Annotated in this window: 16 protein-coding genes; all 16 read left to right on the top strand. The window is 63.0% G+C overall.

The annotated features are described in order from the left end of the window. The first annotated feature begins 29 nt into the window (after positions 1-29). The 16 genes from gspG (at position 30) to ACF8O7_RS01185 (ending at position 15273) form a co-directional block, all read left to right on the top strand. Complete coding sequence (gene gspG, locus ACF8O7_RS01260) at positions 30-470, top strand: type II secretion system major pseudopilin GspG (RefSeq protein ID WP_034365098.1); 441 nt, start codon at positions 30-32, stop codon at positions 468-470. Positions 471-531: 61 nt separating this feature from the next. Further along, positions 532-978, top strand: coding sequence for a GspH/FimT family pseudopilin (locus tag ACF8O7_RS01255; RefSeq protein WP_034365095.1), 447 nt, complete (start codon positions 532-534; stop codon positions 976-978). 29 nt (positions 979-1007) lie between these two features. Next, positions 1008-1382, top strand: coding sequence for a type II secretion system protein (locus ACF8O7_RS01250; RefSeq protein ID WP_264675414.1), 375 nt, complete (start codon positions 1008-1010; stop codon positions 1380-1382). After that, entirely contained in the window at positions 1379-2059 is a 681-nt protein-coding gene (locus ACF8O7_RS01245; protein ID WP_034365088.1) for a prepilin-type N-terminal cleavage/methylation domain-containing protein, read from the top strand. The genes ACF8O7_RS01250 and ACF8O7_RS01245 overlap by 4 nt, the downstream gene beginning before the upstream one ends. A 47-nt stretch (positions 2060-2106) precedes the next feature. Then, positions 2107-2847 carry a helix-hairpin-helix domain-containing protein gene (locus tag ACF8O7_RS01240; protein ID WP_052151666.1) on the top strand — a complete coding sequence of 247 codons (741 nt, stop codon included), beginning with the start codon at positions 2107-2109 and terminating at the stop codon, positions 2845-2847. A 95-nt stretch (positions 2848-2942) separates the two neighbouring features. Next, entirely contained in the window at positions 2943-4106 is a 1164-nt protein-coding gene (locus ACF8O7_RS01235; protein ID WP_223275137.1) for a PilN domain-containing protein, read from the top strand. Further along, positions 4103-4678: a type II secretion system protein GspM gene (gene gspM, locus ACF8O7_RS01230; RefSeq protein WP_016451828.1), complete on the top strand. Its 576-nt coding sequence runs from the start codon at positions 4103-4105 to the stop codon at positions 4676-4678. The genes ACF8O7_RS01235 and gspM overlap by 4 nt, the downstream gene beginning before the upstream one ends. A gap of 230 nt (positions 4679-4908) precedes the next feature. Beyond that, positions 4909-5334, top strand: coding sequence for a hypothetical protein (locus ACF8O7_RS01225; protein ID WP_223275138.1), 426 nt, complete (start codon positions 4909-4911; stop codon positions 5332-5334). Beyond that, positions 5331-7802, top strand: a complete 2472-nt coding sequence (gene gspD, locus ACF8O7_RS01220; RefSeq protein WP_126311303.1) for a type II secretion system secretin GspD — start codon at positions 5331-5333, stop codon at positions 7800-7802. Before ACF8O7_RS01225 ends, gspD begins: the two co-directional genes overlap by 4 nt. A gap of 58 nt (positions 7803-7860) precedes the next feature. After that, positions 7861-8295: a hypothetical protein gene (locus ACF8O7_RS01215; protein ID WP_126311304.1), complete on the top strand. Its 435-nt coding sequence runs from the start codon at positions 7861-7863 to the stop codon at positions 8293-8295. Between the two features lie 232 nt (positions 8296-8527). Continuing rightward, entirely contained in the window at positions 8528-10237 is a 1710-nt protein-coding gene (locus tag ACF8O7_RS01210) for a hypothetical protein (RefSeq protein ID WP_016446455.1), read from the top strand. A gap of 87 nt (positions 10238-10324) precedes the next feature. Next, positions 10325-11254, top strand: coding sequence for a peptidylprolyl isomerase (locus ACF8O7_RS01205; RefSeq protein WP_016446454.1), 930 nt, complete (start codon positions 10325-10327; stop codon positions 11252-11254). A gap of 80 nt (positions 11255-11334) precedes the next feature. Continuing rightward, a complete protein-coding gene (locus ACF8O7_RS01200; RefSeq protein ID WP_016446453.1) occupies positions 11335-12135 on the top strand; it encodes an ABC transporter permease in 801 nt (266 codons plus the stop codon). Further along, positions 12132-13421, top strand: coding sequence for an ABC transporter ATP-binding protein (locus ACF8O7_RS01195; protein ID WP_046987374.1), 1290 nt, complete (start codon positions 12132-12134; stop codon positions 13419-13421). Before ACF8O7_RS01200 ends, ACF8O7_RS01195 begins: the two co-directional genes overlap by 4 nt. A 54-nt stretch (positions 13422-13475) precedes the next feature. Next, a complete protein-coding gene (locus ACF8O7_RS01190; RefSeq protein WP_016446451.1) occupies positions 13476-14372 on the top strand; it encodes a bifunctional 2-polyprenyl-6-hydroxyphenol methylase/3-demethylubiquinol 3-O-methyltransferase UbiG in 897 nt (298 codons plus the stop codon). Positions 14373-14412: 40 nt separating this feature from the next. Further along, positions 14413-15273 carry a bifunctional 2-polyprenyl-6-hydroxyphenol methylase/3-demethylubiquinol 3-O-methyltransferase UbiG gene (locus ACF8O7_RS01185; RefSeq protein ID WP_016446450.1) on the top strand — a complete coding sequence of 287 codons (861 nt, stop codon included), beginning with the start codon at positions 14413-14415 and terminating at the stop codon, positions 15271-15273. Positions 15274-15283 lie beyond the last annotated feature (10 nt).

The following is a 15283-nucleotide window of genomic DNA, read 5'->3' as shown; positions in this document are numbered from 1 at the left end:
ATCTGAATTGTCTGAAAGGTATGTAGAAGATGATGCGCATGCAAAAGCAACTGTCCTCCCGCGCCCGCAAGCGTGGCTTCACGCTGATCGAACTGCTGGTCGTGCTGGCCATCCTGACCCTGCTGGCCGGCCTGGTCGGCCCCAAGGTGCTGAACCAGTTGGGTGGAGCCAAGACCAAGACGGCCGGCGTGCAGATTGCCGACATCGAAAAGGCGCTGGAGCTGTACAAGCTCGACGTGGGCCGCTATCCCACCTCGCAGCAGGGCCTGGACGCGCTGGTCAAGCAGCCGGCAGGTGCAGCAGGCTGGGCTGGCCCCTACCTCAAGGGTGGCGTGCCCAACGACCCCTGGAACAATCCCTACCGCTACACCTATCCGGCTGCCAACGGCGATGTGGAAATCCTCTCGCTGGGCTCGGACGGTGCTCCTGGCGGCGAGGGCGAGGCCTCTGACGTGCGCAACACCAAGTAACGCGTTGCGCAACACCCTTTCAGCAGCAGCCGTTGCCGTACCGTTTCGCCAAGGATGAGTCTTGAATCGCGTCCAGGGTTTCACGCTGATCGAACTGCTGGTGGTGTTCGCCATTCTCGGCGCGATCATCGGCATCATCCCGCCTGCCATGGGCAAGCTGCGCGATGCCGTGGACTACCGACAGACCGTACAGGATGTCACGGCCCTGCTGCGCAAGGCACGCCAGCAGGCCACGCTGCAGGGCATGCCCGTGACCTTTGCGGTCAATACGAATAGCCGCCAGTACGGTATCGCCGGGCAGGCCTCGGTGAGGCTGCCGGACAGCCTGACCGTGCAACTGACCACGGCGGCGGGCATGGCCCTGGCCGACGGCAGCCAGACCATCGTCTTCCTGCCGGAAGGCGGTGCCACGGGGGGCAGCATCTCTCTGGCCCGCGCGCAAAGCGGCGGTGGCGTGCGCCTGCGCGTTGACTGGCTGTCCGGCCAGGTCACCAAAGAGGCCCTGTAGTGAGTCGGCACGCCGGTTTCCGCCCCAGGATGCGGGGCATGACCCTGCTGGAGTTGCTGGTGGCGCTGTCCATCATGGCCCTCTCACTGGCCCTCATCTATCGCGCGGTCGGCGGCTCTGCGCGGGGCGTGGCCAAGCTGGAGCAGAACCAGGGCGTGGCCCTGCTGGCAGATTCGCTGATGGATGCATTTCCCATGGTAGATCCTGGAGGCACGCAGGCTTCGGGCCAGGATGGCGCCTATGCATGGCAGGTGGCCTCGGCACCTTTTCCCGTGGCCGATCTGCCCGAGACCGCAGTTCCGCTCCATGCCTTGCGCATCACCATCTCCGCCGAAGGGCGCAGCTGGGTCTTCGAGACTCTGCGCCCCCAGCGCCCATTGCAGCAGGGCGAGGTGGCACGATGAGCCGGCATGGCCGTTTGCCGGCAGGCCAGCGGGGCTTCACCCTGGTCGAGTTGCTGGTGGTCATGGCCTTGCTGTCCCTGCTCATGCTTGGACTGGCATCGGCCATGTCCACGGTTTCGCAGACGCAGGAGCGTGTCGATGCGCGGCTGGACCGCATGGACCATCAGCGCGTGTCCGTCGCTTTTCTGCGTTCCGTCCTGGGCCAGGCCTCTGCCATACGGCGGCAGGCGGGTCTGCGCAAGCAGGGCGAGAGCGAACTGTTCTTCGAAGGCGGCCCACAAGGTATGCGCTGGCTGGGTATCATGCCCGCGCGCTTCGGCATGGGTGGCCGAACCCACTTCCAGCTCTCGGTCGAGGGGGATGCTCTGGTGTTGCGCTTCGCGCCCTGGCAGGGGCCCGATGTCATGCCCGACTGGGGGCAGAGCCAGTCCTATGTGATTGATCGCGGTGTCACGGCTTTTGCCTTGCGTTACCAGAATGCCAAGCTGGGCGTGGCACATTGGCAGCCGCAATGGGGACCCGAGAAAGACAATGAAAAGGAGCTGCCATCCGCTGTGCAGATCGAGTTGCAGGCGGCGTCGGGTGTGTGGCCCATGATGGTCATCGCCATGCGCACACCGGTTGGATCGAACCCTCGAAGCGTTCTGATGCCTTCGTTCGGTGGAGGTCAGCAATGATGTCGCGCGTCAGACGGCGGGCGGCCGTGGCAAGGGGCGATCAGGGCATGGCGCTGGTGCTGGTGCTCTGGATTGTCGCTGCACTGGCCATTTTTGCCAGCAGCCTGGGCGGGGTCGTCCGCCAGGAGGCTGCGGTTGGAGGGGTGACCCGCAACATGGCCGAAGGCCGGGCCGTGGGTGAGGCGGCGATTTACCTGACTTTGCAGCGCATGGCGGCCAGCCCGACAAACCTGAAGGCCTTTGAATCGGTGACGGTTCCGGTCGCGGGACGGATAATCCCGGTCGAAGTCATACCCTGGAGTGGCCTGGTCAACATCAACAATGCGCCGCCTGCCCTGCTGGCACTGGTGCTGTCCCGGTTTTCGGGACTCGGAAGCGGGCAGGCGGAAGCGATGGCCCAGGCCATTGTCCAGACCCGCGAGGAGATGAGGCGGCGCTCTATAAGAGTGCCTTTCGAAACCACTGAAGACCTGCTGCAGGTGCCCGGTATGACCTATGCCATCTACGCACCTCTGCGCCATTTCGTCGTCGCGGATTCAGATGGGCGCCCGGGCGTCAACCTCGAAGCATCGCCCCTGGCACTGAGGGCGGTGCTGGAGACGGCGGACGTGGGTGGGATTCGCCAGGCGCAGTCCAGTTCGCGGTACACCGTGATAGCGCGCGTTCCTTTTGATGCAGCGGGGGCGGTGCTGGTCATGCGCCAGGTGGACGTGCGCCAGCAGCGGCCTATGGGGCAATTGCCGTGGACGGATTTCTCTTCCATGCAGGTATGGCAAGGACGTATGTAGTGGGTGCCCCGTGGCGATGTACAGGGCAGCGCGCTGCAATTGCTAGAAGGATTCGTCGTGATGAGACAGTTTTTTTGTAGGAAATGGCAGGCTTCATGGGATTGATGACCTCCGACGCCAAGCTTTTTGGATTGGACCTGTCGGCGCTGGGGCGCCAATGGCAGGAAGCATGGCCGCAGATGATGGATTGGCCGGTGCTCCGCCGCCTCATGCCCGCCTCTGGGATCGAGGTGCTGGGCCACAAGGCAGGTGCATGGGTGCGTGCAGGCCGCTGGCTGAGCTGGCAGGAGCCGGGGCAGGGCAGCTCCGTCCCCGCTGGCGTGGCGGTGCTCGTGGATGAAGGCAATGTCCTGTCACGCAGCCTTCGCCTGCCTGCCATGCCGCCTGCCTCACTGCAGGGGGCGGTTGCGCTGGACGTGCAGACCATGTCCCCGTTTTCCGCGCTGGACACCGTCTGCGGTTACGTCCGGCGCAAGGCCCCCGACGCGGCGCATGGCGCTATTCCGTCGCAGGGTCCGGTCGATGTGGTGATCGTCTCGCGTGCTCACATCGACGGGCTTCTGAAGGCGTTCGCCGACCATCCGGCCTTGGCCAAGGGCGCCGAGCCCGAGGTCTGGGCGATGAGCGCATCGGGTATCCCGGTCATGCTTGACGGCTTCGGCGAGCAGCAGCGCCTGAAAAAAGAAGCATGGCGCTGGCGCTGGCTGATGCTAGGCCTGGGCGCCGTGCTGGCCCTGGCTCTGGCGATCGCTGCCACGCCCTCTTTGCAACTGCGGTTTCGCGCGCTGGATGCCCAGCGGCAGTTCACCCAGCTTTCACGTTCTGTCTCGGAGGTCGTGGCTGCCCGGCAGGGTCTGGCGGAAGGGGGGCAGGATGTGGCCACCTTGCTGGACCGCCAGCGCCAGCAACTCGACCACCTGCGTGTCCTGTCCGCGTTGACGGCCACCTTGCCCGACGACACCGCTGTGCAGCGCATTCAATTCAAGGGAAACAAGCTCACGGTGCTGGGGTTGAGCGGCAATGTGTCGCACGCTGTGGACCTGCTCTCCAAGGTGCCGGGGTTCGTCGATGTGCAACTGCCCAGTGCCGTCACGCGGGCCGCAGGGACCAGCAAGGACAGTTTTGTCCTGGAGGCCGTGATCGACCCCAAGGTGTTTGGCTCCCATGCTCTGCCTGACGAGCCGGCCACGCCGGCGGAAGGCACCTCTGCGGAGCCTGGTATTGCCTCTGTGCCCCCGGCTGCCAAGGAGGGCCAATGAAAATCGCGATACCTGCCCCCCTGGCACGCCAGTTGCTGCTGCTGGGCGCGCTCGTTTTGCTGGTGCTCGTTCCTGTGAGCCTGGCTGGACTCTGGATCTATGGCCGGCATCAGGCCGCGCAGGAAGCCCTTGATACGCTGGCGCCCCGGTATGCGCGGCTGCTGGGAATGCGCGACCAGGAAGATGAAATCCGCCAGGCCCTGGTCCAGGTGGCGGAAATCAAGGCCAAGCATGTCTATCCCGGAGAGCTGGATGCGACCCAGACCGGCAATGGCATGCAGCAGAGGTTGCGCACCATGCTCGATGCGGCGGGCCTGTCGGTGGTCAGCAGCCAGGTCAAGCCGGTGACCGACGATGGCGCCTATGAACGCATCAGCGTGGCCATGACGGCCGAGGGCGCATGGTCCGCCATCCAGTTGGCGCTGGTGGCTCTCAAGGACCTCTCTCCCACCGTATGGCTCGACGATCTGGAAATCAGCCTGCAGGGCAGCCTGCTGAGCAATGATCCCAAGGCCGTACCCAAGCTCAGCGCGCAATTCACGTTCAGCATTCTCCGGAGCAAAATCTCGTGAGGCGGCCTAATTTACCGGTCTGGGGCATTGCAGGCACCCAGCTCATACTGTGCGCAGGGCTGGCTGCCCTGTGGCTGACGCCCGAGCTTCAACTTCGGAACACGACCTGGCAACCGCCAGGAGTGCAGCGAGGCGATATCCAGGCCATGGTTCCCCAGTCTCCGTCCGGGTCTGCCCCCCGCCAGGATGACCGGCAACTCCTGCAGATGCAGGAGCGTCCGCTGTTCGCCATGACACGCCGCCCGCCGCCGCCGCCGCCACCACCGCCGCCACCTGCCAAGGAGCCCGAGCCCGACCGCCTGGCCAATGCCCAGGTGCTGGGCTCGTTCGCGGGCAAGGTGACGGGCATCATCCTGCGCGTCGACGGCAAGGAGCAGCGTCTGATGGTGAACCAGAGCCTCAATGGCTGGAAGCTCATCCGGGTGGATGGACGTGAGGTTGAGCTGGAGCGTGAAGGCAGCCGGCGCACGCTCACCATCGCCAGATCCAGTATGGACAAGGGAGCCGCTCCACGGCCGGGATCCCCTGCCCAGGCGAACTCCGCGCCGGAAGAGCCGCAGTTCCCGCTGCCCGCCGGGCTGACCCGAAGCGGCCAGGGAGCGCCTGTGCCGTCGTTCGGCAGCAGTGGCCCTGCCGTTGCCAAGCCGCAGAAATGAAAGAGATCGGTCAGAAAATCATGAAATTCCACTACCGTCCCGTCCAAACCGTATTGGCCGTCGCTGTATGCCAGTTGTTGCTGGCGTGCGCGCAACCGGCCCAGAAGAGCTTCGTCAGCCACTTCGGCACCGGCCACACCCAGGAATATTTCTTCACTGAGCCGGAGGAGGAAAAGAAATCCGACTCCAAAGCGGACGAAGGCCGCCAGCCCCGCATCATGGAAGGGACGGGCAGGCTGATCGGCGAGCCCAAGGCGCTGCCTCCTGTCTCCGGCGCGCCGGTCAAGCTCAGTTTCGAAGATGCTCCGCTCGCGCAAGTGGTCCGTACCGTGCTGGGCGACATCCTGTCGCTGGACTATGTGCTGCATCCGCCCATTGCAGGCACCGTCACGCTGAGCACGCAAAAGGAAGTTCCCGCCGACCAGGCGCTGAACCTTCTCGAGACGGCCTTGCAGGCCAATGGCATGGCCATGGTCCGCGACGCGCGAGGGACCTACCATGTGGGTCGTGTCGATGCGCTCAAGAGCATCGGCGCAACGGTGCGCCAGGCAGTGGTCGACAAACCGCTTGCGCCTGGGTATGGGACCATCATCGTTCCGCTTCAGTACATTGGCGCCAACGAGATGGCGTCCATCCTGCGCCCCATGGTGCCGGGTGATGCCATCGTGCGCGTGGACAATGTCCGCAACCTGCTAGTCATGGTGGGGTCGCGCGCCCAGGCCGAAGGCTGGCTGGAGATGGTGCGCACCTTTGACGTGAACCTGCTGGAGGGCATGTCGGTGGGCGTGTTCCCGCTCAAGTATGTGACCATCCAGGAAGTCAATGCTGCTCTGCAATTGATGAGCGGCGGGGGCGCTGCTGCCCAGGCGGCGGCACCGGCTGCAGGCGCGGCGGGCACGGCCGGCGCCGCTCGGCCGGGGGGGGCTGCGGCCGCAGCCGCACCCAATGCTGCAACCGCCCTGGGCGAAGGCAACCCGCTGTTTGGCGCATTGCGCATCATGCCCATCGAGCGGCTCAACAGCATTTTGGTGATCACGCCCCGCGCTGCCTACCTCGAGGAAGCACGCCGCTGGATCGCCAAGCTGGATCAGCCCGGTTCGGGCGGCGCGCAGCCCCAACTGAACATCTATCACGTACAGAACGGCAATGCCAAGCATCTGGCGGGCGTCCTGTCGGGCATCTTTGGCGGACCGGGTGGTGGCTCATCAACCAACAGCGGCGTGGCGCCGGGGCTGGGGACCTCCATGGGGAACAGCGGTTTCGGCAACAGCGGCTTCGGCAACAGCGGCTTCGGCAACAGCGGCTTCGGCAACAGCGGCTTCGGCAACAGCGGTTTCGGCAACAGCGGCTTCGGCAACAGCGGCTTCGGCAACAGCGGCTTCGGCAACAGCGGTTTCGGTAGCAGTGGCCTTGGCAACAGTGGCTTCGGCAACAACCAGCAGCGCCTGGGGCAAACCGGTGTAGGCGGTCAGGGCGGCGGCACGGCCAGCATCGGCAACATCCGCGTCATGGCCGACGAACTCAACAACTCCGTGCTGGTCTGGGGAACACCGGCAGAATTCGAGCGCATCGAGGTAACACTCAAGAAGCTGGACCTGCCTCCAACCCAGGTGCTGATCGAGGCCAGCATCGTCGAGGTGACGCTCAATGATGGACTGCAATTCGGTTTGCAATGGTCCTTCAATGGTGGATTGCATAACAGCAATGCCGACGGCACCGGTACGCTGCGCACAGCGGATAGCACGACATCCGACCTTGGTGAGGCCCTGGGCATGGGCTTCAACTACACGGTGAGGTCTTCTGCCAGCAGGGTGCGAGCTACGCTCAACGCGCTGTCGACCAAAACTAATGTGAAGGTGGTGGCAAGCCCTTCCCTCATGGTGCTGGACAACCACACGGCCGCCATCGCCGTGGGCACGCAGCAGCCCTATCGGTCCGGCGAGACCTCCACTAGCGCGACGGTGGGCACTACCACGACCAATTCTTATCAGTACAAGGACACGGGCGTCAACCTGCAGGTTACGCCCTCGGTCAATGCCGGCAACCTCGTCACCATGACGGTCAACCAGCAGGTCATTGACGTGGGTAGCGAGGACAAGATTACCAAGCAAACTGCCTTCCTGCAGCGCCAACTCTCCAGCCGAGTGTCTGTTCGCTCCGGCGAATCCATTGTCATGGGCGGCCTGATCCAGGAGACGAATACCAATAGCCGCAATGGCGTGCCGTTCCTGCACGACCTGCCCGTGGTCGGCAACCTGTTCGGTTCTACCTCCAACTCCGGGCGGCGCACCGAGTTGCTGGTCATCATCACTCCGCGCGTGGTGCGCTCCGATGTGGATATCCGCAGCGTCAGCGATGATCTGCGCGATCAGATGCGTGCCCTGGTCCCGCTGCTCAAAACGCCGGAGCCCGCCGGGTCCAAGGCGGAGGTGGAGATCGGTCCCCTGTCGTCGGGCAGTGGGCGCTGAGGCCGGAACCAATGCAGGCGCCATGCCTCGAAACTTTCTTTTTGGAGAAAACAAGCTCATGAATCTCTTGACGAACCAACGTCCTGTGCCGGGCCGGGTGCGCTGGCTGCAATGGGGCGCAGCCCTGGCCGGCGTTGCCGTGCTGGCCGGCTGTGCAGGCCTGGGCAAGCCCAAGGACCCGGAAACCATCGTGGCCGAGCGCTCGCTGGCCTACTGGCAAGCACGCGTGGATGGGAATGTGGCAAAGGCCTATGGCTTCACCTCGCCTGGCTACCGTGCGATCAAGACCCAGGAGCAGTTCCGCCGTGCCTATGGCACCCCGCCTGCTGTCGATGACCTTGAAGCAGGCAAGGCGCAGTGCGAGGCGGATCGCTGTGAGTTCAACATCAAGTTCAAGGCGCAACTGCCCATGGCCAAGGGGGCTGTCGTGCCCATGGGCATGCAGGAGGTCTGGATCCGTGAGGACGGCCAGTGGTGGCTGTTCCTGGAGTAGGCCGGGAATCGGCAGATCGCCTCTGGCCGCTCGCAAACGCTAGGCAGGGACGCAGATGTTTGCAATAATCCGGTCCTCCACTTGTGGGTGCCCTGAAAGTGTTGTTTTTTTCCGAAACACGATTTGAGTGCCCGAAATAAGCGGTAAGTGGCGCAAATGGCTGTGCTACGATTCCTCGGCGATCAATCGTGGTGGTTGCAACTACCTTATCTTTTTACTGGAGATAGTTCTTATGAAGAAAAATGTTCTGGCCCTGAGCATTGCTGCCATGGTTGGTGGCCTGGGCTTTGCCGGCGTGGCTTCGGCTGCCGTTATCGGCGGTTCGAACGCCGGCACGGATGCCAAGGCTGCTGCCGCTGCTTCGCAGCTGCTGCAGGCTACCAACGGCGGCCTGACTCTCGCCCACGGTGGTGTCGGTCACGCTCTGGTCGTGCCTTACTTCAACGCCCAGAACGGCAACGCTACCGTTCTGCACCTGACCAACACGGACACCGTGAACGGTAAGGCTGTGAAGATCCGCTTCCGCAGCGCCGCCAACTCCGACGACCTGCTGGACTTCCAGATCTACCTGTCGCCTGGCGACGTGTGGACCGGTGCTGTGTCCGCCAATGGTACCGATGGTGCCACTCTGGTCAGCGCCGACAACACCTGCACGGTGCCCGCTCTGACCAAGAACGTGGCCGTGCCCTTCGGCACCCGTCGTCTGAATCCCAGCCTGTCTGATGCAGACAAGGCCAACCAGACCCGTGAAGGCTACGTTGAAATCTTCAACATGGCTGACATCACCAGCGCTGCTGCATGGAACGCTGACGGCGTGGCTCCTGTTGATCTGAGCGGCAACCGTCGCTCGCCCCTGTACACTGCTGTCAAGCACGTGAACGCAGTGGCGCCTTGCTCGGTGGCTGGCTCTGCCGCCCGCTCGCTGGTCGACACCGTGGCCGTGACGAACTTCACAGAAGCCACTGCTGCCCAAGCTGGCCTGCAGACTCCCACCAGCGGCCTGATGGCTGACTGGTACATCCTGAACGTGGCTCAAACCACCACGTTCTCGGGTGCTGCAACCGCCATCCAGGCTACGGGCCGTGGCAACTTCGTGCACTTCCCGCAGGTCAACCAGGAAGCTGCTGGCGTCTCTGCCAACGCTACCACGGCTGATCCGCTGTTCCGTACGGCCAACGTGTACGGTCAAGATGGCAAGAACATCGCGACTGCAGCGCTGACGATGAACTACAGCGACCTGCCCGACATGTCCACGCCTTACACTGGCGGTGTGACCGATCCCCGCGTTCAGGCCTCCAACCTGACCACGGCCCTGGCTGCCACCTCGGTGACCAACCAGTACGCTACGGACGCCATCATCTCGGCCAAGACGGATTGGGTGTTCTCCATGCCCACACGCCGTTACAACGTGGTGGCCAACTACGCTGCTGAGAAGACCAGCGACGCTAACTACCGCCTGTTCACCAACCTGAACACTGTTGCAGCTGAGCAAACTAACAACTGGTTCTACCCCGCTGCTGCTAACGATATTGCCGCTGGCGCAGGCTACAAGGGCAACGGCAACACGACGGTTGATGCCAAGGGCAACATCTGCGTGCTGGCTGACGCACAGAAGTTCTGGGACCGTGAAGAAACCACCAGCGGCGTGATCCCCGAGTTCTCGCCCGGCGGTACCTCTTTCGTGCAGTTCTGCGGTGAAGTCAGCGTGCTGGCATTCAAGGACACCGGCAACTCCGTGCTGGGCGCCTCGGTGGCCCGTACCACGGCTACTTCCGGCACCTACGAAAACGGCTGGGGTGTTCTGACGACCACCAACTCCGGCCTGGGCCTGCCCCTGATCGGCTCCGCCTTCATCAAGCTGGAGAACCCCTCCGCTCGTCAAGGCATGTCCGGCACCTACGGCGTGACTTGGCCTCACCGCTACACGCGCGTTGCTCCCTAATTAGTGGGCACTTTTTCGCGGTAACGCGATCCGAAAAGGCAGGGGTTTCCCCTGCCTTTTTTTATTTCACTATACGTTTTCAATTCCATGAAGCTTTCGACCATCCGTTTCTCTCCGTTGCAAGCCTGGGCCGTGGCAGCGCTGGTAGCTGCTGTACCAGTGGTGCACGCCGCCGATGCGGTCACGCTGGTGCACGATGGCCAGGCCGCCGTCACTGCGGTTGATGTAGAGGCCGATGTGCAGATGCGCTTGCCTGTCGAGGTGCGTTCGCAGGCGTTGGCCAGCAAGCAGACTGTGGGGCAGATTGCACAGAATCTCTTTGTCCGCCGGGCCTTGGGCAAGCAGGCTCTGGCCGATGGGCTGGACAAGGATCCTGTGGTGGCTGCTGCCCTGCAGGTGGCACGCGACAAGGTGCTGTCTGACGAGTTGTTGAACCGTGCGGCTGGCAACAGCGTGGCCAGCGAGGCGGCCATGCTGAAACAGGCGCGTTCTATCTACCAGGCCAAGCCTGAGCGCTTCAAGGTGGGTGAGCAGGTGAAGGCTCGGCACATCCTGATTTCTGGCACGACGCCCGAGTCGCGGGCCAAAGCGGAAGAACTGCTGGCCCAGGCCAGGAAGGGTGCCGATTTCGCGAAACTTGCTGAAGAAAATTCAGCCGACAAGGGCAGCGCGGCGCGCGGTGGCGATCTCGGCTTCTTCACGCAGGGTCGCATGGTTCCAGAGTTCGACAAGGCTGTCTTCGCCCTTCAGAAAAAGGGAGACCTGAGCGAAGTGGTCCAGACCCAGTTCGGCTACCATGTGATCCAGTTGGAGGAGCGGCGCGCGCCCTCGGTCCGTCCGTTTGATGAAGTCAAGGAAGAACTGCTGCGCGAGGTGCGAGCCGAGTCTGCCAACGAGGCCCGCATGGCGCTGGTGCGCAAGGTGCAGGAAAAGATGGTGGCCGATGACAAGGCGCTCGACGCGTTTGTCGAACGCCAGGCACCTTCTGCACAGAAAGCTGCCGCGACACAGCGCTGATACGGCGTATCCTGTCTGATCCAAAGGCTGCCCTGCCTGTGCCTCGATGGCGCTGGCGGGCAGCCTCCAGTTTTTCTACGATGAACGCTTTATGGAATGAGGCGCTTGCGCTGTGGCGCGGGCGCGGTCTGGCGTGGGTGCTGATACGCCGCGAGATCGCTTCGCGCCACACCGGTACGGCCCTGGGCATTGCCTGGCCCTACCTGCAGCCGCTGCTGACTGTGGCAGCTTATTACCTGGTATTCGATGTGGTGTTCGGCATGCGGCTGGGTGAGCACGCACCAACACCTGCGGTGGGGGCATTTCTCGTGGTGGGTGCTTTGCCTTGGATGGCCTTCTGCGATGCCGTCTCGCGGGGCATGAACAGCCTGATCGACGCAGGCGGGCTGTTGCAGAAGAACCCCTTGCCCCCCGTGCTTTTCGTCACGCGCTCGGTGCTGGCCAGTGCGCTGATCTATGGCCCGCTGTTGCTGCTGGTGGCCTTGGCCTATATTCCCTCCCATGGACTGCAGCCCGCCGTCCTGGCCTTGTTGCCACTGCTGGCATTGCAGGTGCTGCTGTGCCTGGTGCTTGCGTATGTGCTGGCCATTCTGGCCGCCGCCCTGCGCGATACAGTACAGGTGGTGGGCTTTCTGTTGTCCGTAGGTATCTACCTGACCCCTGTTCTGTTTCCGTTGAGCATGTTCCCCGAGCGCTGGCGCTGGGTGCTCTGGCTCAATCCGATGACGGGGCTGGTCCAGGGCTATCAGCAGGTGCTTTTGCAGGGGGCCTGGCCGCCGCTGAGTGTGTGGTGGGTGTCGCTGGCCTGGCTTGCGGGCGGCGCCATCGTTTTGAATGCGCTGGTGCGGCGCAGCCGTGACCAGTTGGTGGATTGGCTATGAGCATGAAGCATGGCAATGCCCTGCCCGATGACATGGTGCTGCGTGTGCGCCAACTGGGCAAGGAATACAAGCTCTATCCCTCTCCGCGTTCGCGCCTGAAGGCGCTGTTGACAGGTGCTGCCACGCACCGCAGCCATTGGGCACTGCGGGACGTGTCCTTCGAGTTGCGGCGCGGGCAGTGCATTGGCGTGATCGGTGACAACGGCGCTGGCAAGAGCTCACTGCTCAAGCTGCTGGCGGGGACCTTGCAGCCCAGTTGCGGACAGATCGAGCGCGTGGGGCGGGTGACGGCCATCCTGGAATTGGGCGCGGGCTTCCACCCTGATTTCAGTGGGCGCGACAACCTGTATTTCGGCGGCAGCCTGATCGGCATTAGCCATGAGCGTATGCGCGAGCTCGAGCCCGAGATCGCGGCGTTCGCCGAGCTGGGCGAAGCACTGGACCGGCCCGTCAAGACCTATTCATCCGGTATGACGGTGCGGCTGGCGTTTGCGCTGGTGACGGCGGTGCAGCCGGACGTGCTGATCATCGATGAAGCCCTGGCTGTGGGCGACCAGCATTTCCAGAAGAAATGCATCGAACGCATCATGGCGTTCCGCAAAAGCGGCTGCACCATCCTGTTTTGCTCGCACAGCCCCTATCACATTCGCCATCTCTGCGATGCCGCCCTGTGGCTGCGGGGTGGCCAAGTGGCGCAGTTCGGCCCGACCGAACCAGTGCTGGCCGCGTACGATCTGCATACGCGCGAGCGCCAGGAGCGTGAGCAGCAGTCGCTGGAGGCTCCCGTCGCCGCACTGCAGGTGTCTGCGGGCGAGGGTGCCGGACACCAGGAGGTACAGCCTGAGCCTGCAGGTCCCGTCGCGGCCGTTGACAGTGGTTCGGCCTGCATTCTTTCCGTGGATGTGAAGGATCTGGCCGAACCTGCCGGCGACCAGCCCGGTCTCTTGCAAAGCCAGGATCTGGTCGTGACCATCACAGCGCGCGGCCGGGGGAGCGAGCGGCCCCATATCGGCTTCATGATCGAGCAGTCCAAGGGCGTGGGCATCACCTCCCTGGCCACGCATGAGGATGGAGCGGTCCCTCGCCAGTTGCCCGATGGAACCTGGCAGACCGTACTGACGTTCCCGGAGCTGCCGCTCCACAGCGGCGACTACGTGATCAGCGCTTTCCTGTTCGATGAGACAGGGCTGGCCGTCTATGACGAGTGGTTCCAGTTCCTGCACCTGCGCTTCATCTTTCCCAAACCCTTGCCGGGCTTGGTGCGGTTGCCCCACCACTGGAGCTGAGCCCGTACGGCGGGATACACGGCTGCCTGTCGTTGGCTCCATAATCCACACCCCATGACATCCGACAATTCTTCGAATCCCCTCGGTGAAGGGCAGCGATTGCTGCAGGAGGCTTTGCATCTCCTGGAGCGTGGCGATCGCGCAGGTGCTGCGCAGGTGCTGGTCCGTGCACGCGAAAACGACGACAGCCTGCTGCAGGCGCATGCGCTGATAGAAGCCCATGGGCTTGTGGGCTCGTTCTCCAACATAATGGGACTGGACTGCAGAATTTCCCCGAAGGACGATATTTTTGGCTTCTTCCGAGGTCATCCGTCCAGTGTGAATCCGCTGCGCGATTACTTCGCCGACGGCTGGCGCACGCTGTCGGAACTCATGCTGCTGCTGGAGGCCGTGGACAAGCCGCTGTTGCGCACGGCCAGCGTGCTGGAGTTCGCCAGCGGCCATGGCCGCTTCACGCGGCACTTGGTCAAGGCCCTGGGGGCTGAACGCGTCACGGTCTCGGATATCGTGGCCGATGCCGTGGATTTCTCGCAGCAGACATTCGGCGTGAACGGCTTTGCGTCGGCCAGCGTGCCGGAGCAGGTACGCTGGCCCCAGCAGTACGAGCTGGTGTTTGTGCTGTCGCTGTTCAGCCATCTGCCGCGCTCGACCTGGACACGCTGGCTGAAGGTATTGCGCGATGCGGTGGCACCAGGCGGTTTGCTGGTGTTCAGCACGCATGGTGTGAAGGCGGCGGACTTCGATAGCGTGAAGCTCGATGATGATGGTTTTTTCTTCGCCCCATCCAGCGAGTCGAGCGCCATCGACGCCAATGAATACGGAACAGCTTTTACCTCTGAGCGCTTTGTGCTGGACCGCATTGCCGAGACTTGGGGCAGTGATGCGCTGCGCCATCGCTCTCTTGTGCATTTCTGGAATCACCAGGATGCCTATGTACTGCAGCTGTTGTAGACGTTATCTGGGCTAAAGAAAGAACAAAGAGGACGATCGCATGAGTTGGATGCTGCGTTTGCAGGAGCGGCTGTTAGGCATTTCCCCATGGAATGCCGACAAGATCACGGATGAATGGTTTCGTGCGCATTTCAACTATGCGGCTGATCTGGCCCACGACTGGCTGGGACGGTCGCTGAATCTGTCCCAGGCCAAATTGCTGAATTTCGGCTGTGGCGACGGCATCACCGACCTAGCTTTGGTATTGCGCCACGGCGCGACATCCATCCACGGCATAGACATTCGACAGGAGTATGCCAAGCTGCCCCGGATTGCACGAGAGCAATTGGGCATGTCGCGCATTCCCGCCGCGCTGAGCTTCGAGACCATCGTGCCAAACTCGCCGTTGGCGGGCAGGCATGCAGGCTACGATGGCTTGCTGAGCTGGTCCACCTTCGAGCATGTGCAGCGAGACAAGGTGCTGCCCATCCTGGCGGACCTGCATGCCTGTCTGCGGCCGGGTGGCGTCTTCTTCCTGCAGATCGAGCCCCTGTTCCACTCCCCTTGGGGCTCGCATCTGCGTCGCTATGATGATATGCCCTGGCACCATTTGATGGCCTCGGAAGAGGAGTTGTGGAACACCATCGAAAAGCATGAGGGCCCTCTCGATGCCGCCGAGGTGGATTTTGGCTTTGCGGATTTCGGTGCGGATGGCTACAAGCGCTTCGTGTTCAAGGAATACCAGGCGCTGAACCGGCTCACTGCTGATGAACTGATCGATATCGCCCGGCAGGCCGGTTTCGAGGTGTTGCGTGAGGAGCGGCGCCATGTGGACATGCCCATTCCCGAGGCATTGCAGGGACGTTATCCCGAAGATTGGTTGCGCAACAACGAGATCCTGCTGCTGCTGGGTAAACCATAGCCGGGATCGG

The organism is Delftia sp. WSY_16, assembly GCF_043104415.1.
Lineage (GTDB): Bacteria > Pseudomonadota > Gammaproteobacteria > Burkholderiales > Burkholderiaceae_C > Comamonas > Comamonas tsuruhatensis.
This window is presented reverse-complemented; position numbering and strand designations above follow the sequence as displayed.